Annotated in this window: 17 protein-coding genes and 1 pseudogene; 15 read left to right on the forward strand and 3 right to left on the reverse strand. The window is 64.0% G+C overall.

Translation table 11 applies throughout. The features are described 5' to 3' along the window. The first annotated feature begins 17 nt into the window (after positions 1-17). On the forward strand, positions 18-2,384 hold the full coding sequence (locus tag QPC17_RS06575) for a glycogen/starch/alpha-glucan phosphorylase (RefSeq protein ID WP_285347130.1): 2,367 nt from the start codon (positions 18-20) through the stop codon (positions 2,382-2,384). A gap of 68 nt (positions 2,385-2,452) precedes the next feature. Here QPC17_RS06575 and QPC17_RS06580 read toward each other — a convergent pair whose 3' ends face one another. After that, positions 2,453-3,193 (reverse strand): hypothetical protein, encoded by a 741-nt coding sequence (locus QPC17_RS06580; RefSeq protein WP_062613482.1) that lies wholly within the window; start codon positions 3,191-3,193, stop codon positions 2,453-2,455. 555 nt (positions 3,194-3,748) lie between these two features. On the opposite strand from QPC17_RS06580, the gene QPC17_RS06585 reads away from it, so the two are divergent. The 14 genes and pseudogenes from QPC17_RS06585 to QPC17_RS06640 all read left to right on the forward strand — a co-directional run bounded on the left by QPC17_RS06585 (position 3,749) and on the right by QPC17_RS06640 (position 22,406). Then, a complete protein-coding gene (locus tag QPC17_RS06585; RefSeq protein ID WP_285347131.1) occupies positions 3,749-4,804 on the forward strand; it encodes an efflux RND transporter periplasmic adaptor subunit in 1,056 nt (351 codons plus the stop codon). Continuing rightward, positions 4,801-5,442, forward strand: a complete 642-nt coding sequence (locus QPC17_RS06590) for an ABC transporter ATP-binding protein (protein WP_236698659.1) — start codon at positions 4,801-4,803, stop codon at positions 5,440-5,442. The genes QPC17_RS06585 and QPC17_RS06590 overlap by 4 nt, the downstream gene beginning before the upstream one ends. Further along, positions 5,439-6,527 (forward strand): ABC transporter permease family protein, encoded by a 1,089-nt coding sequence (locus QPC17_RS06595; RefSeq protein ID WP_285347132.1) that lies wholly within the window; start codon positions 5,439-5,441, stop codon positions 6,525-6,527. The genes QPC17_RS06590 and QPC17_RS06595 overlap by 4 nt, the downstream gene beginning before the upstream one ends. A 51-nt stretch (positions 6,528-6,578) precedes the next feature. Continuing rightward, complete coding sequence (locus QPC17_RS06600; RefSeq protein ID WP_070446416.1) at positions 6,579-8,762, forward strand: alpha-1,4-glucan--maltose-1-phosphate maltosyltransferase; 2,184 nt, start codon at positions 6,579-6,581, stop codon at positions 8,760-8,762. Positions 8,763-8,777: 15 nt separating this feature from the next. Beyond that, positions 8,778-10,499: a maltose alpha-D-glucosyltransferase gene (gene treS / locus QPC17_RS06605; protein ID WP_285347133.1), complete on the forward strand. Its 1,722-nt coding sequence runs from the start codon at positions 8,778-8,780 to the stop codon at positions 10,497-10,499. Then, positions 10,496-11,812, forward strand: coding sequence for a phosphotransferase (locus QPC17_RS06610; RefSeq protein WP_285347134.1), 1,317 nt, complete (start codon positions 10,496-10,498; stop codon positions 11,810-11,812). Before treS ends, QPC17_RS06610 begins: the two co-directional genes overlap by 4 nt. A 66-nt stretch (positions 11,813-11,878) precedes the next feature. After that, positions 11,879-14,044 carry a 1,4-alpha-glucan branching protein GlgB gene (glgB, locus tag QPC17_RS06615; protein WP_236698668.1) on the forward strand — a complete coding sequence of 722 codons (2,166 nt, stop codon included), beginning with the start codon at positions 11,879-11,881 and terminating at the stop codon, positions 14,042-14,044. Between the two features lie 221 nt (positions 14,045-14,265). Further along, positions 14,266-14,811 carry a YagU family protein gene (locus QPC17_RS06620; protein ID WP_062613475.1) on the forward strand — a complete coding sequence of 182 codons (546 nt, stop codon included), beginning with the start codon at positions 14,266-14,268 and terminating at the stop codon, positions 14,809-14,811. A gap of 701 nt (positions 14,812-15,512) precedes the next feature. Then, positions 15,513-15,734, forward strand: a complete 222-nt coding sequence (locus QPC17_RS09620; protein WP_371440130.1) for a radical SAM protein — start codon at positions 15,513-15,515, stop codon at positions 15,732-15,734. A gap of 1,238 nt (positions 15,735-16,972) precedes the next feature. Next, a pseudogene (locus tag QPC17_RS09625) lies at positions 16,973-17,371 on the forward strand (ATP-binding cassette domain-containing protein); the annotation flags it as partial. Between the two features lie 124 nt (positions 17,372-17,495). Beyond that, positions 17,496-17,867, forward strand: a complete 372-nt coding sequence (locus tag QPC17_RS09630; RefSeq protein WP_371440128.1) for an ATP-binding cassette domain-containing protein — start codon at positions 17,496-17,498, stop codon at positions 17,865-17,867. Positions 17,868-18,121: 254 nt separating this feature from the next. Beyond that, the gene (locus QPC17_RS06630; protein ID WP_083200568.1) at positions 18,122-19,186 is read left to right on the forward strand and encodes a methylenetetrahydrofolate reductase; all 1,065 of its coding nucleotides are present in this window, start codon (positions 18,122-18,124) and stop codon (positions 19,184-19,186) included. Between the two features lie 93 nt (positions 19,187-19,279). Continuing rightward, on the forward strand, positions 19,280-21,559 hold the full coding sequence (metE, locus tag QPC17_RS06635; RefSeq protein ID WP_285347136.1) for a 5-methyltetrahydropteroyltriglutamate--homocysteine S-methyltransferase: 2,280 nt from the start codon (positions 19,280-19,282) through the stop codon (positions 21,557-21,559). 112 nt (positions 21,560-21,671) lie between these two features. Continuing rightward, entirely contained in the window at positions 21,672-22,406 is a 735-nt protein-coding gene (locus tag QPC17_RS06640; RefSeq protein WP_062613471.1) for a cyclase family protein, read from the forward strand. Between the two features lie 180 nt (positions 22,407-22,586). Here the strand turns inward: QPC17_RS06640 and QPC17_RS06645 are convergent, their stop codons facing one another. Beyond that, positions 22,587-23,492 carry a sugar ABC transporter permease gene (locus QPC17_RS06645; RefSeq protein ID WP_062613470.1) on the reverse strand — a complete coding sequence of 302 codons (906 nt, stop codon included), beginning with the start codon at positions 23,490-23,492 and terminating at the stop codon, positions 22,587-22,589. Further along, positions 23,493-25,097, reverse strand: a complete 1,605-nt coding sequence (locus tag QPC17_RS06650) for an ABC transporter permease subunit (protein WP_062613469.1) — start codon at positions 25,095-25,097, stop codon at positions 23,493-23,495. Positions 25,098-25,111 lie beyond the last annotated feature (14 nt).

The raw sequence follows: 25,111 nt of genomic DNA on the forward strand, positions 1-25,111 counted from the left end.
TTCACTGAAGGGGTTTCATGACTCACGATAATTTGACCGCGACAATTGCGGGCCAGGTCCGTTCCGTCTCTGGCAAGAACGTCCTTTCCGCCACACTGCAGGAATACTGGCAGGGCACCGCGGCCGCCGTCGTCGACCACCTTGCCGACAACTGGCAAAAGACCGAGGAGCGCTACAACGCCTCGCGCATGCAGCACTACTTCTCGGCCGAGTTCCTCATGGGCCGGGCGCTGCTCAACAACCTCAACAACCTGGGGCTGGTCGAGGAAGCCGAACAGGCCCTGGGCGCGTTCGGCCAGAACCTGAGCGACGTCCTGGAGGAGGAGCACGACGCCGCGCTTGGTAACGGTGGCCTGGGCCGCCTAGCCGCGTGCTTCCTCGACTCGTCGGCCACCCAGAACCTGCCCGTGCGCGGGTATGGCATCCTGTACCGCTACGGCCTGTTTAAGCAATTCTTCGAGGACGGCAACCAGGGCGAAGAGCCCGATCCGTGGATGGAGGAGGGCTACCCCTTCGTCATCCGCCGTGAGGAGAACGTCAAGTTCATCAACTACGCCGACCTCAAGGTCCGCGCGATCCCCTACGACATGCCGACCACCGGATATGGCACCGACAACGTGGGCACGCTGCGCCTGTGGAAGGCCGAGCCGATGGCCGACTTCGACTACAACGCGTTTAACTCGCAGGATTTCACGGGCGCGATCGTGGAGCGCGAGCGGGTCAACGACATCTCGCGCGTGCTCTACCCCAACGATTCCTCCTTCGAGGGCAAGGTGCTGCGCGTGCGCCAGCAGTACTTCTTCTGCTCGGCCTCCCTCCAGCAGATCGTGGACAACGAGCTGGCCCAGCGTGGAACGCTGAAGGATTTCGCGACGTTCAACTCGATCCAGCTCAATGACACCCACCCGGTTCTCGCCATCCCCGAGCTCATGCGTATCCTCATGGATGACCACGATTTCGGGTGGGACGAGGCGTGGGAGATCGTGCGCGGCACGTTCGCCTACACGAACCACACGGTGCTGGCCGAGGCGCTGGAGACCTGGGAGGTGTCGATCTTCGACCGGCTCTTCCCGCGCATCCGCGAGATCATCTTCGAGATTGACCGCCGCTTCCGCGAGGAGATGGCAAAGGCCGGCTTCGACCAGGGCAAGATCGACTACATGGCACCCGTGTCTGGCAACCGCATCCGTATGGCGTGGATCGCCTGCTACGCGGCCTTCTCGATCAACGGCGTAGCCGCCCTCCACACGGAGATCATCAAGGCCGACACGCTCAAGGACTGGTACGACGTGTGGCCGGAGAAGTTCAACAACAAGACCAACGGCGTGACTCCGCGCCGCTGGCTTGACCAGTGCAACCCGCGCCTGTCCGCCCTGCTCACCGAGCTGCTGGGCAACGACGAGTGGGTACGCGACCTGGACCTGCTGAAGAACCTCGAGGGCTACCTCAACGACGCCGACGTGCTCGACCGCCTAAATGCGATCAAGCACGCCAACAAGGTGGACTTCGCCGCGTGGATCAAGCACCGCCAGGGCATCGAAGTGGACCCGGACGCTATCTTCGACACGCAGATCAAGCGCCTGCACGAGTACAAGCGCCAGCTACTCAACGCCTTCTACATCCTTGACCTGTACTTCCAGATCAAGGACGACCCGTCGATGGAGGTGCCCCCGCGCGTGTTCATCTTCGGCGCGAAGGCCGCCCCCGGTTACGTGCGTGCGAAGGCGATCATTAAGCTGATCAACACGATCGGCGAACTGGTCAATAACGACGACGACGTGGCCGGCCGCCTCAAGGTGGTCTTCGTGGAGAACTACAACGTTTCCCCCGCCGAGCACATCATCCCGGCCACCGACATCTCCGAGCAGATCTCCACCGCCGGCAAGGAGGCCTCGGGCACGGGCAACATGAAGTTCATGATGAACGGCGCGCTCACGCTGGGCACCATGGACGGTGCGAACGTGGAGATCGTGGACGCGGTGGGTAACGACAACGCCTACATCTTCGGCGCCACGGAGGACGAGCTGCCCGAGCTGCGCAAGACGTACGACCCGCGGCGCACGGCCGCCGAGGTCCCCGGCCTACAGCGTGTCATGGATGCGCTGGTGGACGGCACGCTCGACGACGGCGGCACGGGGCTGTTCCACGACCTGCACAATTCGCTGTTCGACGGCTGGGGCGGCGCGGACGAATACTACGTGCTGGGCGACTTCGCCTCCTACCGCGAGACCCGCGATAGGGTGGCGGCTGACTACTTCGCCGACCGTCGCCACTGGGCGGCGATGTGCCTGAAGAACATCATCGAGTCGGGCCGCTTCTCCTCTGATCGCACGATTCGGGATTACGCCCGCGAGGTGTGGAAGATCGAGCCACAGAAGATCTGACGTGTAAAAGCGATCTGATCCCACGGGGTGCCCGCGCGATTGCGCGGGCACCACTGCGTTTCTAGGCGCTACTTGAGGGCAACCCCGTAGAGCATGTCGCTCGGGGGAAGCGCCGGGCAGGCCTCGAGGACGTCGTCGTGGCCGCCCTCGGCTTCGAGAGCAGGCTGGAGGTCGGTGGGGAACCACTCCCGCCCCGAGCCGTCCTCGGCGAAGAAGTTCTGCACGTAGGATTCACGCGAGGGGCGCTTGGAGACGTCCGTCGCATAGCCGTAGCCCTCCAGGCACGGAATCATGTACTCGTTCCAGTAGTCGTAGACGAGCCCGACCTGCTCGGCTGACCAGTCGCGGGCGAGGGCCGGGTCGAAGGGAAACTGCATTTGGCACGTGTATCCCGCCAGCTGGAATGCCCGTTCTTGCAACTCGGGATACTTACCATAGGACAGGCCGCCCGTTTGAAGTGCTTTGGCGCTAAAGCCGGCGTCGGTCATACACTCGGCCATCTTCTTTTCTTGTTCTCGGAACGAATCGTAATAGGCGACGACGGGCACATCAGGCAGGCTCTCAAGCAGCTCGGGATCCGTGACGAATTGCCGTGCAACCTCTTTGCGGGTCTGATCCTTCTCGTCCTCGGTCAGCGAGGGGCGCGTAATGGTGACGGTTGGCTCCCACGCCTTGGGATCCCAGTCCCGCGACGGCCCCTCCGAGGTCCCCGTGCCCTCGGACGTCGGGGCGTCGGGCTGTTGTGCCTGGGGAACGGAACAACCCGCGAGCAAAACAGTCACAAGTACGGCACAGAAAGGCTTACGCATGAAAACCATCCTTCAAAGCAATCTGTTATCAACTATGGCAAATCAGACTGAATCTTGCCTTCCTACCAAGGCAGTAGTAGGTATCCTTGATCGAAGAATGCCCGACATTTAACCTGAAAGTACCTATTTCAGTGATGATAGAAGGGATAATCTCATGAAGAGATTTGGTAGAGTCGTTGCTGCGACCATGATGTCGGTAGCGCTCGTATTTGGCGCTACAATGCCTGCTTCGGCTGGTACAAAATCGGGGACTCATTCTTGCGCAACAATCGCAAGGAATGCTGTCAGAGGTGAGCAACAGCGTTTCGCTACTATGACTCTTAAACTCGGCGGTTCGACCGTTTACTCGAAGTACGGCGAGTATGTGGGATGGGGATACACCACATCTGGAGGGACCAAGACGTGGTCTGCAAGTTCGCCATGGCTACTCTGGTAAGGCACCTACGCTACGTGCGCGCCTAAGATCATCAACTAGTTGATTCTGAGTAGCGAACCAACACCGCAAGTTCAGGCCTCCCGCTTGATCCAGAACGCTGCGCATGTAAGGGAACCCGTATGAAAGGTTTTCGTGCTCTCGCGACACGCCTCGGCGCCGTCGTCGTGCTCGCCGGCGTCTTCTGGGCGGGGTACACCGTCGCGTCCCCGAGCTCCGCACCTACCAAGGACGCCGCGCCCACCACGGTCGAGGCCACGTCGGGAACGATCGAGCACAAGATCGTCCTCACGGCGAGCGTGAGCAGGCAGGCGCTCCCCCTGACGGTCAACGCGCTGGAGGGCTACGTCCTCAAGGTCACGGACGCCTCCACTGCCTCACAGGGCGACATTCTCTACCAGGTCGACGCCCGGCCCGTCTTCGCCGTCGTCGGCTCTACCCCATTCTGGCGCGACCTCGCGCCCGGCGACTCGGGCGACGACGTCGCCCAGCTCAACCAGATGCTGGTCGACACCGGTTTCCTCGCCGAACCTGGGCAGAAGTTCACCGCGGCCACGCGGGCGGCGATGAAGGCCCTGCTCGCCGAGCATGGCGCCGGCTTCGACGACGTGGTGCCGATCGGCCAGCTCATCGCCATCCCCTCCGAGGCGACCCCGGTCATGATCGATAGGTCGATCCTCTATCCGGGCGCCCGGTTATCCGGCGGGGAGCGGGCGATCTCTATCCTGGACCGCGATCCGAGCTTCGCTATGATCGTCACCCCCACCCAGGCGGGAATGATCCCACCCGGAACGACGGTGCGCGTCCACCACGGTGAGCTGACGTGGGACGGGGTGGTCGGCCAGTCCAGCACCACCGACGAGGGCATCTCGCTCGAGTTGCTCGGCGCCGACGGCGGGCTCGTCTGCGGCGAGGAATGCGACGCCCTCCCGCCCACCGCCACGGCCTCGCTGCTGACCGACGTCGTCCTCGTCCCTCCTGCCACGGGCGTGACCGTCCCGGTGGCCGCGATCAGCACCCACGCCGACGGCACCACCAGCGTGACCCGCGTGGCGGGAGATGCGCAGGAGAGCGTGAACGTCACGGTCGTGGGCGTCTCGGGCGGCCTCGCGGTTGTCGAGGGAGTGGAGGAAGGCGACACGCTCCTGTTGTCGGGGCCGCAGGAGGAGGAGTCGTGACCGGGATCCTCACCGTCACGGACCTCACCTTTCGCTACAAGGCCTCCCTGCCCGAGCTCTTCGACGGCCTGACCCACGACTTCGAGGCCGGCGTGACGGCGGTGACCGGCCCGTCCGGCCGCGGGAAGTCCACGCTCCTCTACATCCTGGGCATGTTGTTGCGCCCGACGTCGGGCACGATCCGGCTACGCGGGAGGAACCTCACCACGCTCAAGGACCACGAGATCTCCTCCGTGCGGGCACGCGAGTTCGGCTTCGTCTTTCAAGATTCCGAGCTCGACCCGGCACGCCCGATGATCGACTCGGTGATCGAGCCCGGGCTGTATGCGGGCGCGCGCCGGGCCGACCTCCTTGAGCGCGCCCGCCGCCTCCTAGCGGAGGTCGGCCTGGAGGAACGGGCCACCCACCGCCCGGCCCAGATCTCGGGCGGCCAGGCGCAACGAGTGGCGCTGTGCCGGGCGCTGGTCAACGACCCGGCCGTCGTGCTCGCCGACGAGCCGACAGGCAATCTCGACCCCGCAAATTCCGCGATCGTCCTCGACGCGCTCGGCGACATGGCGGCGTCCGGGCGCGCCGTCGTCATCGCCACGCACGACCCGGTGGTGCTGGAACGCGCGGACAGGGTGCTCGCCCTATGAACATCGCCGAACTCCTCGCCGAATCCTGGCGCGCCTTCCGCTCCTCTCCCGTGGCGGCCCTCCTCATCGCCTTCCTGACCGCCGGCATGGGCGCCATTACGATGGCGAGCGCGGGCTCGAACGCCGCCACCTACGATTCCATCAGCGAGTCGCTCAACGCCCCCGAGGCGCGCACGTTCAAGCTCACCGACGGCGAGCAGCAGGTGATCGGGATGCCGATCGTGGACTCGGTGCGCTCGCTGTCCTCGGTCGAACGCGCGCTGGCCATGACCACCCCGCAGGACATCGTAGCCGGCAACCTCGGCCAGGACTCGACGCCCGTGCCACTGTCCCACATCGCCGGCGACGTCGACGGCGCGCTCACACTCACCTCGGGCCGGATGCCCGACCCCCACGAGGTCGTCATCGGCCCCGGGGCGCTCGACGCGCTCCGGCTTGTCGACGGGGTGGGCTACGTGGAGTCCCCCGCCGGGGAGCAGTGGGCGGTGGTCGGCACTTTCGCGGCGCGACCCCCGTTCACCGACCTCAACTCCTACGCCATCTCTACCGAGGAGGCCGGCGCCTACGCACGCCTGCACGTGGTGGCACGCAGCCTCGAGGTGCTCTCGGGCATGGAGCGGGACGTCTCCGACGTCGTCGGCGAATTCCCAGGGATCGAGATCGCCAAGCAGTCGGCGGCGGCGTCGACAGCCGAATCGCTCAAGGTTATGGGGATCCTGCGTAGCTCGGGCACTGCAAACGTGGCGCAGACGATGGGAGCCGGGCTGCTTATCGTGTTTGGCGTCGTGTTCGCCGACGTCCTCCTCCACGCCCGCGATCTTGGACGACGCCGCACGCTCGGCATCACCCGCTCTCAGCTCGTAGCCTTCGTCCAGTTGCGCGTGGCCTACTCCGCGTTACTGGGCGCCGCGGCCGGCGTGCTGGGCGCGCACATCGTGCTCGCAACCCGCGGCGTGGCCGTGCCCTGGACGTTTGCGCTGGCAACCTTCATCCTGACGGTCACTGCGGCGGTGTTCGCGGCGTTCACGCCCGGCGTTGTTGCCGCCTACCGCGATCCCGTCACCGTGATGCGCACGCACATGTAGCATTTCGATACCGGCTGATTGCGGCAGTAAAGTTGCGGCCTTTGGCATAGGATGAAAAACGTGACTAGCAACGATTTCACCCAGCCCGCTGTTCCTGCTTCTGCCGCTGAAGCCGCCACGAAGGCGCCTGCTGGCAAGGCTCCTGCCGTTGCAAAGGCGCCGGCGAAGAAGCCCGCAGCGCGCAAGCCGCGCGCCACCACGCGCCGCACCACCAAGGCCACAAAGGCCGCCGAGGCGCCCACGCTGGGCCGCATCCCGATCGTCGACGTCCAGCCGAGCCTGCAGAACGGCGCGTGGCCGGCGAAGGGCACGCAGGGCGAGGCATTCCCCGTCACCGCCACGGTGTTCCGCGAGGGCCACGACCAGTTTGGCGCTGCCGCCGTGCTCGTGGATCCGGAGGGGCGCGAGGTGCAGGAGTCGATCATGTACGACTCCCACCCGGGGCTCAACATTTACAAGGGCTGGCTCACCCCCACCCACCCGGGCACGTGGGAGTTTTTCGTGCGCGCGTGGTCTGACCCGGTTGCCACGTGGTACCACGACGCCGACATCAAGCTCAACGCCGGTCAGGACACGGAGTTGGTATTCCTCGAGGGCGCGCGTGTGCTCACCCGCGCGATGGAGAAGATGCCCGCGCGTAGCGAGGAGCGCAAGATCCTGCGCGATGCAATCTCGGTGATGAAGCGTGACCGGGTGGCGATCAACCTGCGCTTCGCCGCGGCCACCTCGGAGGACGTGCGCCGGGCGCTCGCCGCCTACCCGTTGCGTGACCTGGTCACGGAATCGGCGCGGCTGAAGGTGAACGTGGACCGCGAGCGCGCGCTCGTGGGCTCGTGGTACGAGTTCTTCCCGCGCTCGGCGGGCTGCTACTACGACGCGGCGGCTGAGAAGTGGGTGTCGGGCACGCTGAAGACCGCCGCTGAGGCGCTGGATCGTATCGCGGCGATGGGCTTCGACGTCGTCTACCTCACCCCGATCCACCCGATCGGTGAAACGAACAAGAAGGGGCGCAACAACTCCCTCGATTCCATCCCGGAGGATCCGGGCTCGCCGTACGCGATCGGTTCTGCCGACGGCGGCCATGACGCGATCCACCCGGACCTGGGCACGTTCGAGGACTTCGACGCGTTTGTGGCACGCGCCCGGGAGCTGGGCATGGAGGTGGCGCTCGACATCGCGCTCCAGTGCTCCCCCGATCACCCGTGGTTGAAGGAACACCCGGAGTGGTTCACCACGCGCGTGGATGGCACGATCGCCTACGCGGAGAACCCGCCGAAGAAGTACCAGGATATCTACCCGCTGAACTTCGATAACGACCCGGAGGGGATCTACCAGGAGATCAAGCGGATCCTGAAGCTGTGGGTCTCCCACGGGGTGACGCTCTTCCGCGTAGATAATCCGCACACGAAGCCGGTCATGTTCTGGAAGCGCCTGCTGGAGGAGTTCCGGGCGGAGCATCCGGAGGTCATCTTCCTGGCCGAGGCGTTCACGAAGCCGCCGATGCTGCAGACCCTGGGCGCGGTGGGCTTCCACCAGTCCTACAACTACTTCGCGTGGCGGAATGAGAAGAAGGAGATCGAGGACTACCTGTGGGAGCTCTCGGCGGAGTCGGATTCGCGGGTGCGTCCGGCGTTTTGGCCGACGACGCACGACATCCTCACCCCGTACATGCAGCGCGGCGGCGTGCCGGCTTTCAAGATCCGGGCCATCCTCGCCGCTACCGGCTCGCCAACCTGGGGCATCTACTCGGGATACGAGCTGGCGGAGAACGTGGCGCGCCCGGGTGCGGAGGAGCAGATCGATAATGAGAAGTACGAATACAAAAGCCGGGACTGGTCCTCGGCTGAGGCGTTTGGTATCTCGGACCTGCTGACCAAGTTGAACGACGTGCGTAGCCGCCACCTGGCGCTGCGCCGCCTGCGCAACGTGCGGATCAACCCCACGAATAATGACAACATTTTGTGCTTCAGCAAGGTCTCCCGCCCGGAGGAGTCGGCGGATGGCTCGGTGGACATGGTGATCGTAGTGCTCAATCTCAACCCATTCGAGACCCACTCGGCCACTATTGACCTCGACCTGTCAGTCTTTGGCACGTCGGCCCGCTGGGACGGCTCACCGGCGATCGAGGTCTATGACGAGCTGACGGGCGCCTCCTTCCGCTGGAACGACCGCCCGTACGTGAACCTCGACCCGAACGGGACGGTCGCACATATCCTCTCTGTCAAGGTTCTCTAACCGAAAGGTGGCTTAGTGGCCAACGCGCACTTCGACTCTGGTCATTTCCCCGGGCTGTCCGACGATCCGGACTGGTTCAAGACGGCGGTCTTCTACGAGGTCCTGCTTCGTGCGTTCGGGGATTCGACGGGGAAGGGGTCCGGTGACCTCCGCGGCCTCATCGAGCACCTGGACTACCTGCAGTGGCTGGGCGTGGATTGCCTGTGGATCCCTCCCTTCTACCCCTCACCCATGCGCGACGGCGGGTACGACGTCTCGAACTTCACGGCGATTGCGCCCGAGTACGGCACGATCGAGGAGTTTGGCGAGCTGATCGAGGAGGCCCACCGGCGCGGGATCCGCGTCATCATTGACCTGGTGGTCAACCACACCTCGGATCAGCACCCGTGGTTCCAGTCCTCGCGCTCGAATCCGGATGGCCCGTTCGGCGACTTCTACGTGTGGAGCGACGACGACACGGCCTATTCGGACGCCCGCATCATTTTCATTGACACGGAGGCGAGCAACTGGACGTTCGATCCGGTACGCCGCCAGTATTTCTGGCATCGCTTCTTCTCCCACCAGCCGGACCTCAACTACGAAAACCCGCAGGTGCGTGAGGCGATTAAGGACGTGGTGCGCTTCTGGGCCCGGCTTGGGATTGACGGTTTCCGGCTCGACGCCGTGCCCTACCTGTTTGAGGAGGAGGGCACGAACGGGGAGAACCTGCCGCGCACGCACGCCTACCTGGCGGAGTTACGCGCCATGCTGGATGAGGAGTTCCCAGGCAAGATCATGTTGGCTGAGGCCAACCAGTGGCCGGAGGACGTGGTGGAGTACTTCGGGGATGAAGAGACTCCGGAGTGCCACATGTGTTTCCACTTCCCCGTCATGCCGCGCATCTACTACGCGTTACGCGACCAGCGGGCCACCGCGATTCGTGACATCTTGAATGCCAGCCCCGCGATCCCGGCGGGCTCCCAGTGGGGTACGTTCTTGCGCAACCATGACGAGCTGACGCTCGAGATGGTCTCCACCGAGGAGCGGGCCAAGATGTATGGCTGGTATGCGGAGGACCCGCGGATGCGGGCGAACGTGGGCATCCGGCGTCGTCTGGCGCCTCTGCTCGGCAACTCGCGCGCGGAGATCGAGCTGGCCAACGCACTCTTGCTCTCGCTGCCCGGTTCGCCGTGCTTGTACTACGGGGATGAGATCGGGATGGGCGACAACATTTGGTTGCCGGACCGTGATTCGGTGCGCACGCCCATGCAGTGGACCCCGGACCGCAACGCGGGCTTCTCCACCGCCGACCCGGGCAAGCTCTACCTGCCCACAATCCAGTCGCTCGTCTACCACTATCAGGCGATCAACGTGGAAGCGCAGCTGGCCCAGCCGGCGTCGTTGTTGCACTGGATGCGAGGGGCGTTGCAGGTGCGCCGCCGCTACCCGGTGCTCGGCAACGGCGACTTCGAGCTGCGCGAGTCGGGCAACGAGGCGGTGCTATCCTTCACCCGCGCGAACTCCGAGCAGGCGATGCTGTGCGTAATGAACATGGCCAACACGGCGCGCGCCGCGGTGGTCGAGGTGCCGCAGTACGCGGGGTGGAACGTGCGCGACGTGTTTGGCGGCGCCGGCTTCCCCGCGATCGGTGAGGACGGCCGCTACCCGATGACCCTCGGCTCGCGCGACTTCTTCTGGTTCGAGCTGACCCCGCCCGGGGAGGGCGAGTCGGCGCCCGTGGAGGGTGATAGCGCGTGATCGGCACGATCGAAGCCACGCTCGGCGCCGTGACGCCCGAGGCGCTCGCCGGCGCGACGCGGGAGTGGATGACGAGCGCTCGGTGGTTCACCGGCAACCCGGGAGATGAGCTCGAGTTCGGCCCGAGCGCCCTGCTCGCCGACGGCGCGGCCCGCACGGAGATCTTCCTGGTCCGCTCCGGAGAGCTGATGTTCTCGGTGCCGCTGACGTTCCGGGAGCGCACCGGGGCGGTCGACGTCTTTGATGCCACCGACGACGCCGATGGCCAGGCCGCCCTGCTCGGCGCGGTTTACACCGGAGCACTGTCCGGGGATGGCCTGACCCTCGAGGCCCACCCGATCCGGCCCGCCGCGCCCGTGGCGAGCGCGGCCAAGCTGACCTCGGAGCAGTCGAACACGTCGATCATCTACCGCTTCGCCGAGCTGGATGAGACGGGCTCGGCCGGGATTATCCTCAAGGTCTTCCGCGTGCTGTCGGACGGGGCGAACCCCGACGTCGAGCTGCAAACCGCGCTGGACGCCGCCGGCTCGCGCGCGGTGCCCCGCCAGTACGGATCGGTGACCGGGGCGTGGGGCGCGGCGAGCACCGACATGCTCGTGGCCCAAGAGTTCCTCGCGGGGGCAACCGACGCGTGGCAGGTGCTGCGGGGACAACTGGAGACGACGGCGTCGTTCGCGCAATGCGGCGAAATCGTGGCGCTGGGCAAGCTCACGCGCGACATTCACCGCCAGCTCGCCGAGGCCTTCCCCACGGTGGAAGCGACGCCGGCGATGCGGGCCGAGATCGTGGACCAGTGGCGCAAGCGCGCCCGGACGGCCCTTGCCCAGGTGCCCGCGCTTGCCGACTACCGCGACCGGATCGAGGCCGTGTTCGCCGGGGCGCTCGAGGAGCACTGGCCCCCGTTGCAGCGCATCCACGGCGACTACCACCTGGGCCAGGTGTTGAACGCCCCGGGGCGGGGCTGGGTGGCGCTGGACTTCGAGGGCGAGCCGCTGCGCCCGCTTGCCGAACGCGTGCACCCGGACCTGGCCCTGCGCGATGTGGCCGGCATCCTGCGCTCGTTCGACTACGCCGGGGGCTCGGCCGAACTCGCCGGCGGGAACCGGGCCGAACTGGAGGCGTGGACGCGGAGCGCGCGGGAGGCGTTCATGGCCGGATACGGGCAGATCGAGACCTCCGAACAACGCCTGCTCGACGCCCTAACCTTGGACAAAGCCCTGTATGAGGTGAGCTATGAGGTGGCGAGCCGACCCACCTGGTTGGAGATTCCCGTGCGCGGAGTACTTCGCCTGATCGGCGCCCAGGACAACTAATCCGACGTAGAATATTGCCATTAGCCAGCACGATGAAGGAAGCCTGACATGACTGAACCCGTACCGATGTCTGTCTCCCATGACGTTCTTGACGCCGTCTCAAATGGAATTCACCATTCGCCGCATGACGTCCTTGGGCCGCACACCAACGGTGAAACCGTCACGATCCGCGTGAGTCGCCAGCTGGCAGACTCGGTGACGATCGTGACCCCCGACGCCGAATACCCCGCCGCCCACGAATGGAACGGCGTATGGGTGGTGGCGATCCCGGGCGGGGAGGTTCCCACCTACCAGGTGCGCGCCACCTACGGCGACTTTGAGGCCACCACCGATGACGGCTACCGTTTCCTTCCCACCATCGGTGAGGTGGACCGCTACCTGTTCTCCGAGGGCCGCCACGAGCAGCTGTGGAAGGTGCTCGGCGCTCACGTGCAGACCTATGACACGCCGATGGGCCCGGTGCACGGCACCAGCTTCTCGGTGTGGGCACCCAACGCGCGCGTCGTGCGCGTGATTGGCGACTTCAACTCGTGGAGCGGCGTGTCTGCCGCGATGCGCACCATGGGCACCTCCGGCATCTGGGAGCTCTTCATCCCCGGTGCCGAGGACGGCCAGCGCTATAAGTTCGAGATCCAGTACGCCGACGGCAGCTGGCACCAGAAGGCTGACCCGATGGCTCGGCGTACGGAAATCCCGCCGTCGACGGCCTCGATTATCACCGAGTCCCACTTCGAGTGGGATGACGAGGAGTGGATGGAAGGGCGCGCGAAGACGGATCCGCACGCCGGCCCGGTGTCGGTCTACGAACTGCACCTGGGCTCCTGGCGCCACGGCCTGTCCTACCGCGACGCCGCCGAACAGCTCATCGGACACCTGAAGTACACGGGATTCACCCACGTGGAGTTCATGCCACTGGCCGAGCACCCGTTCGGGCCGTCGTGGGGATACCAGGTCACCTCCTACTACGCCCCCACCGCGCGCTACGGCCATCCGGACGAGCTGCGCTACCTCATCTCCGAGCTACACAAGGCCGGCATCGGCGTCATCATGGACTGGGTGCCCGCCCACTTCCCCAAGGACGAGTGGGCGCTCGCCCGCTTCGACGGCACGCCGCTGTACGAGGACCCGAACCCGCTGCGCGGCGAGCAGCCGGACTGGGGCACCTACGTGTTCAACTTCGGCCGGCGCGAGGTGCGCAACTTCCTCGTGGCCAACGCGCTGTTCTGGCTGGAGGAGTTCCACGTGGACGGGCTGCGCGTGGACGCCGTCGCCTCCATGCTCTACCTCGACTACTCGCGCCAGGATGGCCAGTGGCAGCCCAACGTGTACGGCGGGCGGGAAAACCTCGAGGCGATCTCCTTCATCCAGGAAGCCAACGCCACCGCCTACCGTACGCACCCGGGCATCATGATGATCGCCGAGGAATCGACGTCGTGGGGCGGAGTCACCGGCATGACAGATCAGGGCGGCCTCGGGTACGGCCTGAAGTGGAACATGGGGTGGATGAACGACACCCTGCACTACATGGAAGAAAAGCCGATCAACCGCAAGTGGCACCACGGGGAGCTCACGTTCTCGCTGGTCTACGCATTCTCCGAGCAGTTCCTGTTGCCGCTCTCGCATGACGAGGTGGTCCACGGCAAGGGTTCCCTGTACGGCAAGATGCCCGGCGACCACTGGCAGAAGCTGGCCGGCGTGCGCCTGTTGCTCGGCTACCAGTGGTCCCACCCGGGCAAGAAGTTGCTGTTCATGGGCCAGGAGTTCGCCCAGATCGATGAGTGGAACTCGGGCAAGAGCCTCGACTGGTGGCTCACCGACAACCCGGGCCATGACGGGGTGATGGCCTGCGTCAAGCGCCTCAACGAAATCTACCGCGAGCACCCCGCCCTGTGGAGCGACGACTTCACCAACCACGGATTTGAGTGGATCGAAGTCAACGACTCGGACCACAACGTGCTGGCCTACCTGCGCAAGTCCAAGGACGAGGACGACTTCGTGGTGGCGGTGTGCAACTTCTCCGGAGTCCCGCACAACGACTACCGCATCGGGCTGCCGTTCGAAGGCGTGTGGGAGGAGATTCTCAACACCGACGCGGTCGAGTACGGCGGCTCGGGCGTGGGCAACCTCGGCCAGGTAGAGACCGAGCCGGTGGAGCACGCGGGCCGCGCCCACTCGGCGATCGTGCAGCTGCCGCCCTACGGCGTGGTGTACCTGACGCCGAAGCGGGCGTAGCGGCTGGTCGGAAGCCGGCGATTTCACAACACTGGACGGTTTCGGGGCTATCTTCGTATGCGAGGAGATAGCCCCGAAACCGTCCAAACTTTTTGATCGGTCCCTTGGCGGTGTGATGGTCGAGCGACAACGGTGTGGATCTGCTGGGCCGACAGTTTCACATGTACTGTCATGTGAACCGATTTGGCACCGCTGGTTCGCTAAGTGAAATAATCGTATATATGTGGACAAAGACTGATGTTTCCCGACGTAATTATAAGGTTGCCGCGCTCGTTGGCCTGATCGGCGGAATCGTCTCCGCGATTGTGAAGTTCGGCTGGGAGGTCCCCCTCCCGCCGCGCACCCCCGAGCGCAACGCGACCAACCCGCCGCAGGCATTCCTGGAGCTGCTCGGCTTCTCCGACCAGACCACGCACGCCTCCTACACCTTCAATGGCAACGAAGGCCTGCCGTGGGTGTCCTTCCTCATCCACTTCGGCTTCGCCATCTTCTTCGCGGTGCTCTACTGCCTGATCGCCGAGGTCTACCCGGGCATCAAGCTGTGGCAGGGCGTCGCCTTCGGCGTGTTCCTGTGGTTCGTTTTCCACGCGGTGCTCATGCCGGCCATGGGTGTGGTCCCGGCACCGTGGAACCAGCCGTGGGAGGAGCACCTGTCAGAGATCCCCGGGCACGCGATCTGGATGTGGGTGATTGAGATCATCCGGCGCGACCTGCGCAACCGCATCACCGGTCAGCCTGACCCGGAGGTCGCGCTCGCCACGCGCTAATCATCACCGGGCTGGGTCAGCCCAAACTTCAACGGGCTTCAGCCCAAGCAACGACCAGTGGGCCGCTCAGCCGAGCGGCCCACTGTATTTACCATTTGCTTCCCAGTCGCCCACTGGCAAAGGTTAAACGGGTTGTTGATCGATCGAAAGGTAGCCGAACACAGTGCGACAACAGGCCGCCGCCAATTAAGCTTCGCCCAAGCCCGAGTCCAGATACACCACTCTTAAGGACGCAACCGGGGCGCAACCCGATTACATCCATACTCTGTTGGAGAGGGTCAGATCAATCCGTTCCGCGAATGGGTAGCGTTCACTCATTATCAGATGCAATCTTTATCACACCTACAGGAAGGAGGTGAAGACGATGCTACTCGCGCTCTTACGAAAGCTGGGATTCGGCACATTTACTCCGATGGACGATAAGTGCCCGTAGCGTAGTCGAATGGTACCCGGCCTGCTCTAGGTCGACTGTCTGTTAGCCAGCAAAGCTGACTAACAGACACAATAGTGTTTTGGAGGATGCATAGTACGGTTTCAGAGGGAGAAAACACTCGTACGTCTCGTGCAGTTCGGGCGTTTTCTTCCTGCCAAGATCATTGGTGACTCCTAACGGGACCGTAACTAGATTCGGTGCAGTTGCCCTGAGGCTACTTGTGACTATGGGAAAGTCTAAGAAGCCCAGAGTTTTAACTGTGGCCTATATGCCTGGGTTTGCTTGCAACTTATCCTGCGATTATTGCTATCAAAGGACTGACATATCTCATTCTCGACGTAAACCAATCCTTGGGAAACGGTCCGTATCGAACGAACAGATTTCGAGGTTCATTCACCAATTTGCTACGACAAAGAAAAAGCAAAGCATCCACCTTTCCTTGCTTGGAGGGGAGCCACTCCTTTATCTCGATCACTTTGACCGTTGTTGATTCAACCCCGTTTTACACCCCGCACACCTATGACCAAAGATTCATCAGCGAGTATGTGAGGCTTGCACGAAGCGTAGTTGCCGCTGGCTTTAGCTTGACTCTCCCTGGGCACTCTGGATTGTGCAGAACCTGTGGCACCCCGTTTGACCCAGAGGGTATTGTCGTTACCTCTCATGGGCAGCTCTACAGTTGCTGGGACAGTGCTGGTCAGGCAGGTATGTCCATAGGTGATGTGATTTCCGGATTCGATACATCAAAGGAACAAAGCTGGGTTCAATGTGGGTACTCCGGCAAAGAGTCCGACCTCCACCAGAGATTAGCATTGGAAATTGTCAAGATTCTCGCTGAGGGGTGAATCCGTGGAGACGTACAAGAACACCCCGCACTGGCTTTGGGCCTTCCGATTCGGATTGCGCTCTACTCCACTTAGCGCTGTCGCATCGATCTTGTTTCTCATTGTTGCTGCTTTAATCCCCGCCGCCACCGTTGTGCTGATCAAGTTGCTATCCAGCGCGATGGGTTCGGAGCAGAGAGCCGTCAGGCTCATCATCCTAGTTGCCGTCGTTTTCGGCGCAGGGAACGCCTGGCAACAAGTCTCCAACGCAATCTCGCGCGTGAATGCGATGAGGATCAACCTTTCTTCTGCCTCCTTATTCCAGGATCGGCTATCTCAGGCTTCGGCTCGGGAGTTTAACGACGAAGGGTTCATGAAGGAGTTGAGAGCGGCGCGGCAGTGTGTTGCCGAGGGACATGTCTCTTCGCAGTTCCAGGCAACGGTCAATATCGCGTGCGCGACGCTGACCGCGTTCACATTGTCGCTCTCTTTGTGGGAAATCAGCACGGCAGCCGCACTGATCAGCCTCCTTGCACCCATTCCCACCACGCTTGCATATGCCTGGTACGGGAAACAGGAATCCCACCTCTGGCCACAGGCAACAGAAGAGATTCGCCGATCCACGTATCTTCAGGACCAGATCTCATACCAGCGTACGGCGGTCGAAATATCGACCCTACGGGCGACGAATGTTTTCGCCGAGCTAGCTGCGCATCACCGATGCGCGCATATGGCGATCAGACAACGACTAGAGTGGCTGTCAATCGCGAGTGATTCGCTGGCCGGGCTCGTGACAACTGGCTTGTTTGCAATCGCGCTTCTCACGCTCTACAGGGACTCCGGTAACAACATCGGCGCATTGTTCGCCGGAACCGCCGGCGTGATGGCAGGGATCAGCGCAATGATGGGCATCGGGTACCAGATCGGGGAGCTTGTCACATCGCTGCCGGCGAACAAGCATCTCCGTTCGTTTGCTGACAGACCTACCGAGCGCTCAAGTCCTTTGGACGTTCGAAACGCCGAGGCTCTCATCGCCTCCGATGTGACGGTCAACTACGGCACGCTACGCGCCGTTGATCATGTGTCCCTCGAAGCTCCTTCCGGCAAGCTCACCGCAATAGTGGGCGAGAACGGGAGCGGGAAGACATCGCTTCTCAAGGCCTTGATGAACACACAGCGTGACGCATCAGGGGGCGTATTGATCGGCGACCGCACCATCAACGTGGGAGAAGACGAACATATTTCCTTTTATGTGTCCGCTGTTCTGCAGGATTATGGGCGTTACGAAATCTCGGTGCGTCGGTTTCTGATGTTGGGAAGCAGGCAGCGCGCGGCCGATTCCCAGCTGTGGGACGCCTTAGAGTTTGCAAGCATCGCACCTATTTTCCGGGACTCCCCGAACGGACTTGACACCCCCTGGGAAGCCAGTGGGGCGGAATCGAGCTGTCGGGGGGGGTCAATGGCAGCGGCTTGCCATCGCCCGCGCGATGGTCATGGACGAATACGTGTGGATCCTAGACGAACCGACGAGCACCATCGATGCCGCCGGCGAAGAAGAACTGTTCTCGAAGTTCGCAGCTCTCGCCAAGGACAGGATCTTTATCCTCAGTTCCCATCGGCTCTCAACCTTGAAATGGGCGGACACCATCTACCTCCTCGACGCTGGCAGGATCCTCGAATCTGGAAGTTTTGATGAACTGATGTCTCCGGGAACTGCCTTCCGGAAAATGTTTGAGGCACAGATCATGGAGGCTGAGGATCGTGGGCGGTATTCTCCCAACGATTCCTCGACTCTCTAGGGCCGATCGAAATGTGAGACATTTCAGGGTCCCCTTTGGACAGCGGGAACGATTCGGGTTAAGTTATTGCCATGAAGATTTACGCGCATGCTCACGCCCAGTCGGTCATGACTGCTGGTGTCGTTGCGCGAATGTACGTGTGCTAGGTTCCTGCGCACGTTGGGCGCGCAGGCGCTCGTAGCACTTTTCTAAAACAAGCCGCCTCGCCGATCGAGGCCGTTTGAGCCCACATCCTACGTTTTTCCAGGATGATCATGGCTACCTGTACCTCTGCTACCCCTGTACTCTCTGCTGTTCCGACGCCGGCCGCGCGGGCCACCGACCCAACGGTGACAAGCCCGGCCGCGAACCCGCCAGAACCCACCGCCAATCCGGCGTCCTTCGGCTGGCTCCCCGCCCGCGGCAGCGACCAGCTCCCCTCCCACATCACCACGTCGTTCGAGGTGATGCCGCCGCGCAACCCGCAGACCGCCCCGAAGTTCTGGACCACGGTCAAGCAGCTGGTGGACGCCCGGCCAAACTTCATCTCGGTCACCTACGGCGCGGCGGGCCAGGATCGGCGCGGGGCCCGGGCGGTCACGGAGATCCTCGCCCGGCACGTGCCCACTCCCCCGATCGCGCACCTGACCTGCGTGGGCACGTCGATCGAGGAGATCACGCAGATCGTCACGGACTACCTAGATTCTGGCGTGCGCACGTTCCTCGCCCTGCGCGGCGACCCGCCTCTTGGCAAGCCGGGTTGGACTCCGGCCGATGACGCCTTGGTCCGGGCCACCGACCTCATCCGTCTCATCCGCGAGGTCGACTACAAGCGCAACGCCCGCTCCGCCCCGCTCGCCCTGCAAAGCGCGCTCCAGCCAATCCGCATCGCGGTGGCCACCTTCCCCGCCGGCAACCCGGCGGCGGGCACGAGCCCGGAGACCGAGGTCGAGCGCCTGGTCCATAAGCAGGTAGCCGGCGCCGACTTCGCCATCTCCCAGTTCTCCTGGCACGCCGCCGAGTTCACCCGCTTCGTGGAGCTGGCCCGCGCGGCTGGCGTCACCATCCCGATCGTGCCGGGGATCCTCCCGCCGGTCGAGACCCGGCGCGTGCTTCGCACCCAGGAGCTCACTGGCGTGGTGGCCTCCCCCGAGATCCTCGAGGCCCTCGCCACCGCCGCCACACCCGAGGAGGAAGAGCGGATCGGCGTCCGGATCGCGGCCGACCTCGCCCTCGAGCTGCTCGACGGTGGCGCCCCCGGCGTCCACCTCTACACCTTCAACAAGGCCGTCCCCGCGCTCGCGGTCATGGACCTGGTCGCCAAGGAACATCATGCCTAGACGAATGCCCTGCTGGGATCCGCTTGCGGGCCGGCTCCCAGGTTTTCATTCCGCACCCGACCACACTGACCATTAAGACACGAAGGACTTTTCATGACTCTGCCCTCGACCATCCTCGGCTATCCTCGCATCGGCGCCAACCGCGAGCTCAAGCGGGCCCTCGAATCCTTTTGGGCCGCGAAGACCACCCGCGAGGAGTTCCTCGATGCGACCCGCAGCCTGCGCCTGGCCAACTATGCCCGCCTCACCGAGCTAGGCCTGACCGAGCCGGCCGCGATCCCAGACACCCACACCTACTACGATCAGGTGCTCGACGCCGCCTTCCTCGCCGGCATTATTCCCGCTCGCTTCGCAGACCTCGACGGCCTGGACGCCTACTTCGCCGCAGCCCGCGGCGACGCCTCCCACCCGGCAAACGAGATGACGAAGTGGTTCGACACGAACTACCACTACATCGTCCCCGAAATCGACTCGACCACCGCTGTGGCATACACCGACCGCCAGGTCGTGGCCCGCTACACCGAGGCCGCGGAGGCGGGGTACACGGTGCGGCCGGTCGTCGTCGGACCGGTCACGCTCCTGGCGCTGGCGAAGGGCACTGAGCGCGAGCCGGACTTTGACCCGCTTACGCGTATCGACGACGTCGCCGTCGCTTACGCCGCCCTCCTCGCCGAGCTTCAGGGCGCCGGAGCGCCGTGGGTGCAGTTCGACGAGCCGACGTTGGCCACCGATAATCTGCCCGCCAGCAGGGCCCGCCTCACCGAGATCGCCGCCCGCGTTTACTCACAGCTCGCATCTCTCGAGTCCCGCCCGCAGATCTTCCTCGCGGTCCCCTACGGCGACTCCTCGGCCTCCTTCGAGGCCCTGGCCGCGACGGGCGTGGAGGCGATAGGCGTCGATCTTGACCGCGGCTCCCTGCCCGAGGGCGCGCGGGCGGAGGGCGTGACGCTCGCGGCCGGCGTCGTGGACGGGCGCAACATTTGGCGCACGGACCTGCGCGAGGCAGCCGACAAACTCGAGCGGGCGCGAGCCACGGGCGCGAGGGTTGTGGCGTCCACGACGACGTCGTTGCAGCACGTCCCCCATACGCTCGAGGGCGAGGTGTGGGACGAGCCGCTGAATGCCAACCTGCACGCCTGGCTGGCGTTCGCGGATGAGAAGGTAGCGGAGATCGTCACGCTCGACCGGGGCCTGCGCGAGGGCTGGGACGCGATCGACGCCGACATCGCCGCTTCGACCGCCGCGTTCGAGCAGCGCGCGAGTGCCGACGGCGTCACGGTGGCTAGCGTCCGCGAGCGCACCGCCGCCCTGCGCCCCGAGGACCGCCGCCGCGGGGACGCCGTCCTGCGCCGTTCCCTCCAGCGCGCCCGCCTCGATCTGCCACTCCTGCCGACCACGACGATCGGTTCGTTCCCCCAGCGCAGCGAGCTGCGGGTGGCGCGGGCGAAGCGGCGCTCGGGCGAGCTGGACGAGGCCGGCTACCGCGAGGTGCTGAAGAACGAGATCCGGCACGTCATTGAATTGCAGGAGGAGATCGGGCTGGACGTCCTGGTGCACGGCGAGGCCGAACGCAACGACATGGTCCAGTACTTCGCCGAGCTACTCGAGGGCTTCGCGGTGACCCACAACGGTTGGGTGCAGTCCTACGGTTCACGGTGCACGCGCCCGTCGATCCTGTGGGGCGACGTCTACCGCACGCGCTCGCTCGGTGGGGAGTGGATCGAGTACGCCCAGTCGCTCACGAGTAAGCCGGTCAAGGGCATGCTCACGGGGCCGGTCACGATCATCGCGTGGTCTTTCCCGCGCCGTGACATCCCACTCGGCGAGGTGGCCGACCAGCTCGCGCTCGCCCTGCGTGACGAGGTAGCGGACCTGGAGGCCAAGGGCATTACGGTGATCCAGGTGGACGAGCCGGCGCTGCGCGAACTCCTGCCGCTGGACGAGGCCCGACACGAGGACTACCTCGGCTGGTCGGTGGGCGCATTCCGGCTCGCCACCTCGGGCGTGCGGGAGGACACCCAGATTCACACCCACCTGTGCTATTCGGAGTTCAACCAGATCATCGGCGCGATCGCCGCCCTCGACGCCGACGTCACCTCCGCGGAGGCGGCGCGCTCGCGCATGGAGTTGCTCGAGTCGGTGGAGGGCACCTTCACTAACGACATCGGCCCCGGCGTGTGGGACATCCACTCCCCGCGCGTGCCTGACACCGCCGAGCTCACCGACCTCATCTCGGCCGCACTGAGGAACGTTGCCGCAGACCACCTGTGGGTCAACCCCGACTGCGGCCTTAAGACTCGCGCCTACGCCGAGACCGAGCAGTCCCTGCGCAACCTCGTGGATGCCGCACAGTCGGTGCGCGAGCGCCTGTAACGACGGCGGCTGGCGTCGCTGACCGACGGCGGCCCGACGACGGCGGTGCTAGCCGCAAACCGACACCGAAGACAACTGAGCTGAAGACTCAACGACATCGAAAGGACCTCCCATGTCCCTGTGGAACCTCAAGCTGACCCGCGTGGACCTCACGCACGAACTCGACGAAAACTCCCCCTACTGGGGTGGCATGCCCGAAGGCGCGATCGAGCTCAACACCCCGATCCTCGACTTCGATTCACCCTACAACCTGCGCATTCAGCGCCAGACCTTCCCCGGCCAGTTCGGCACGCACATCGACTTCCCCGGCCACTTCCACCAAGATGGCGCACTCGCCCGTGACTTCGGGGTGGATCAGGCGGTATTGCCGCTTGTCGTCATCGATAGGCATGAGGAAGTGGAGGCGAACCCGGACTTTGCGCTGACGGTGGCGGACATCGAAGCGCACGAGGCGGAGCACGGCCCCATCCCGGCGGGCAGCTTCGTGACCTTCCGGTCGGACTGGCACAAGCGCTGGCCCGACGGCGCGGCGCTGGCCAACGCCGACGACGACGGGGCGCTGCACTCGCCTGGCTGGTCGAAGGAGGCGGTGAGCGCGCTCGCCGATCGCGGCGTGATCGGGATCGGGCACGAGACGCTCGACACGGACCCGGCCGTCGACTGCGCGGCGGCTGGCGACCTGGCCGTGGAGCGCCACGTGCTGGGACTGGGGCTGTTCCAGCTCGAGCTGCTGGCCAACCTTGACCAGGTGCCGGTGCGCGGGGCGCTCATTTCCATCGGTTGGCCCAAGATCGCGAGCGCGAACGGTCTGCCGGTGCGGGCCTGGGCTACGTTTGAGGCCGAGTAGAGACAAGCCGATTTATATACACTGGACGGTTTTGGGGCGATCTTCTTATATGAGGAGATCGCCCCAAAACCGTCCAAGAGTTTTTAAGCGAACGCGGTCTGCCGGCCCACACGTGGCCCAAACGAGTTCGGCCCCGCGCGAGAGCGCGGGGCCGAACCGGGTAAGGCGAGGAAAGGAGCCTTAGCCCTTGACAGCGCCTCCGGTCAGGCCGGAAACGATGTACTTTTGCAGGAAGAGGAACAGCAGCAAGATCGGCAGTGCCGAGATGATCGAGCCGGCAGTGAACCACTCCCAGTGTTTTTCATTACCGCCCACCCACAGGTTCATTCCCACGGCCAGCGTCCAGTTCTCCTGGCTGGTGAGGATAGTCCTCGACAGGATGAAGTCGTTGAACGCGGAGATGAAGGACAGCAGGCCGACCACCGCGAGGATCGGGATGACCAGCGGCATGATGATCGTCCAGTAAACCTGGGCGTGCGAGGCGCCGTCGATCTTCGCCGCCTCGTCCAGTTCCATCGGGATGGAGTTGAAGAAGCCGTACATGAGGAAGGTGTTCGCACCGAGCGCGCCACCCCAGTACACGGCGATGAGGGCGATCTTCGAGTCGATGCCCAGCCACGGGATGATGTCACCCAGGGTTGTCAGCAGCAGGAAGATAGCTACGAAGGTCAGTAGCTGCGGGAACATCTGGATGATCATGAGCGACATGAGCGTGACTTTGCGGCCCTGGAAGCGGTAACGCGAGAACGCGTAGGCCGCCGCCGCGCCCATGAGCACCGTGCCCACCGAGGTGGCCACGCCGATGATGAGCGTGTTCTTCAGCCAGGTCCAGAACATGGTGTCGGACAGCTCGGTGAAGTTTTCAACGGAGACGTCCGAGAAGAGCGCGTTTGCGCCCGTGAGCGTGGTGGAGATGTTCGGGTTGAGTGCCGCAGAGACGATGTAGACGATCGGGAACGCCGCGTAAATCACCGCGAGCATGCCCACCACGTGCCTAAATCCGAGCTCGCGGAACCAGCGCCCGAAACTCATCTTGTTTTGTGCCACCTCAAGCTGACCCGCCTGAGGCTGTGCCAGATCAGTCATCTACTTCAGTCCTTCCAGCGAGTTCGACTTCTTAAACGAGTACAGCGACACGCTTCCCACGATCAGGAAAATCACCAGCGACATGGCGGCGGCCAGGCCGTAGTTCGGCAGCGCCTCGCCTGTTAGGCCCGCGATCTTGTAGACCATGGAGATGAGGATGTCGGTGTGTCCCACCGGCACCGAGGCGTCCGCCATCGACGGGCCGCCCCCGTTCAACATGTAGATCAGGTTGAAGTTGTTGAAGTTGAAGGCGAAGGACGAGATGAGCAGCGGGGTCAGCGCGATCATGAGCTGGGGGAAGGTGACGTTGCGCCACACCTGGTAGGTGTTCGCCCCGTCGATTTTCGCCGCCTCCACCAGGTCGCCCGGGATGGACTGGAGTGCGCCCGTGACGATGAGGAACATGTAGGGGAAGCCCATCCACAGGTTCACGAGGATCACGGAGACCTTCGCCATGGTCGGGTCGGTCAGCCACGGGATCGCCGTGCCGAGCATCTCGTTGAAGAAGCCGTACTTGGCGTTCATGAGGCCCGCGAACAGGAACGCGGTCATGAAGGACGGGAAGGCGTAGGGCAACAGCATGATCGTGCGGTAAATCTTGCGGCCCTTCATCCGCTCGTCGTTCATCACGATCGCCAGGATCATGCCCAGCACAAAGGTGGTGAGCACGGAGAAGAAGGCGAACAGGACGTTCCAGATGAGGACCTTGACGAACGGCTGGGCGTAGCGGCCATCGGAGAAGCCCTTGACGAAGTTGTCGAACCCAACCCCGACTCGCCAGCCCACGGACAGCGTGGAGCCGTCGTCGGCCTGGAAGAAGCCCGTCTCCCCGTTGGCCTTGTAGGTCAGGCCCGTCTCGGTGTTCGTCATCGTGTCGCTTGCCTCGTCGTAGTGCAAGGTCGAGGTGAACTGGAAGGCGGTGGAGCCAGTCTGGGTGCCGAGTGTGCCGTCCTCCGGGTTGTCGGTCAGCGGCACGCGCAGGTTGATGACCTCCTGCTGGCGCTCGGCCAGGCCGGAGACCGGGATGATGTCCCAGCCGTCGACGGCGGTGATCTTCGTCCCGTCCGTCTCGCCCTTGACCTTTTCAAGCGGCATCTCGGCGGTGCCAACTTTGAGATCGCCGTCGTCGATGACGGCAAAGCCAAGATCGCCGTCCTTCTCCACGATCGCGAGCGGGTACTGAGGCGAACCTTCCACGCGCTTAAACGCGTTTTGCAGGACCAGAGCGTCGATGGCCTGGGACTTGGACAGGGTGTGCTGGTGGCCGTAGTTGGTGAACGCGATGTAGCCGGTGTAGACGATCGTGAACGCCTGGAAGATCAGCAGGAACACGAGGCCGGGCGCGAGGTACTTCAGGGCAAGTGTGCGCTTGGAGAAGTAGACCCAGTCGACGCCGAGCAGCAGGAGGAGCATGAGGGTGCCGACCACCCACGAGCCCATCGTGTATGCGGTGAAGATAATGTAGATGCCGAGGGCGTTGACCAAAGCCATGAGGATGAGCTTGGTGATGAAACCAACGGACCAGTTGGTGGCGTGCGAGTCCTTCTTGCGGAGCTCTTCGCGGCGCTGCTTCCTGCCCTTGGTCGCCTCGGACTGAACTGTCATCGAAGACAACGTTT

The sequence above is a fragment of the Trueperella bernardiae genome (assembly GCF_030246965.1).
GTDB classification, from domain to species: domain Bacteria; phylum Actinomycetota; class Actinomycetes; order Actinomycetales; family Actinomycetaceae; genus Trueperella; species Trueperella bernardiae.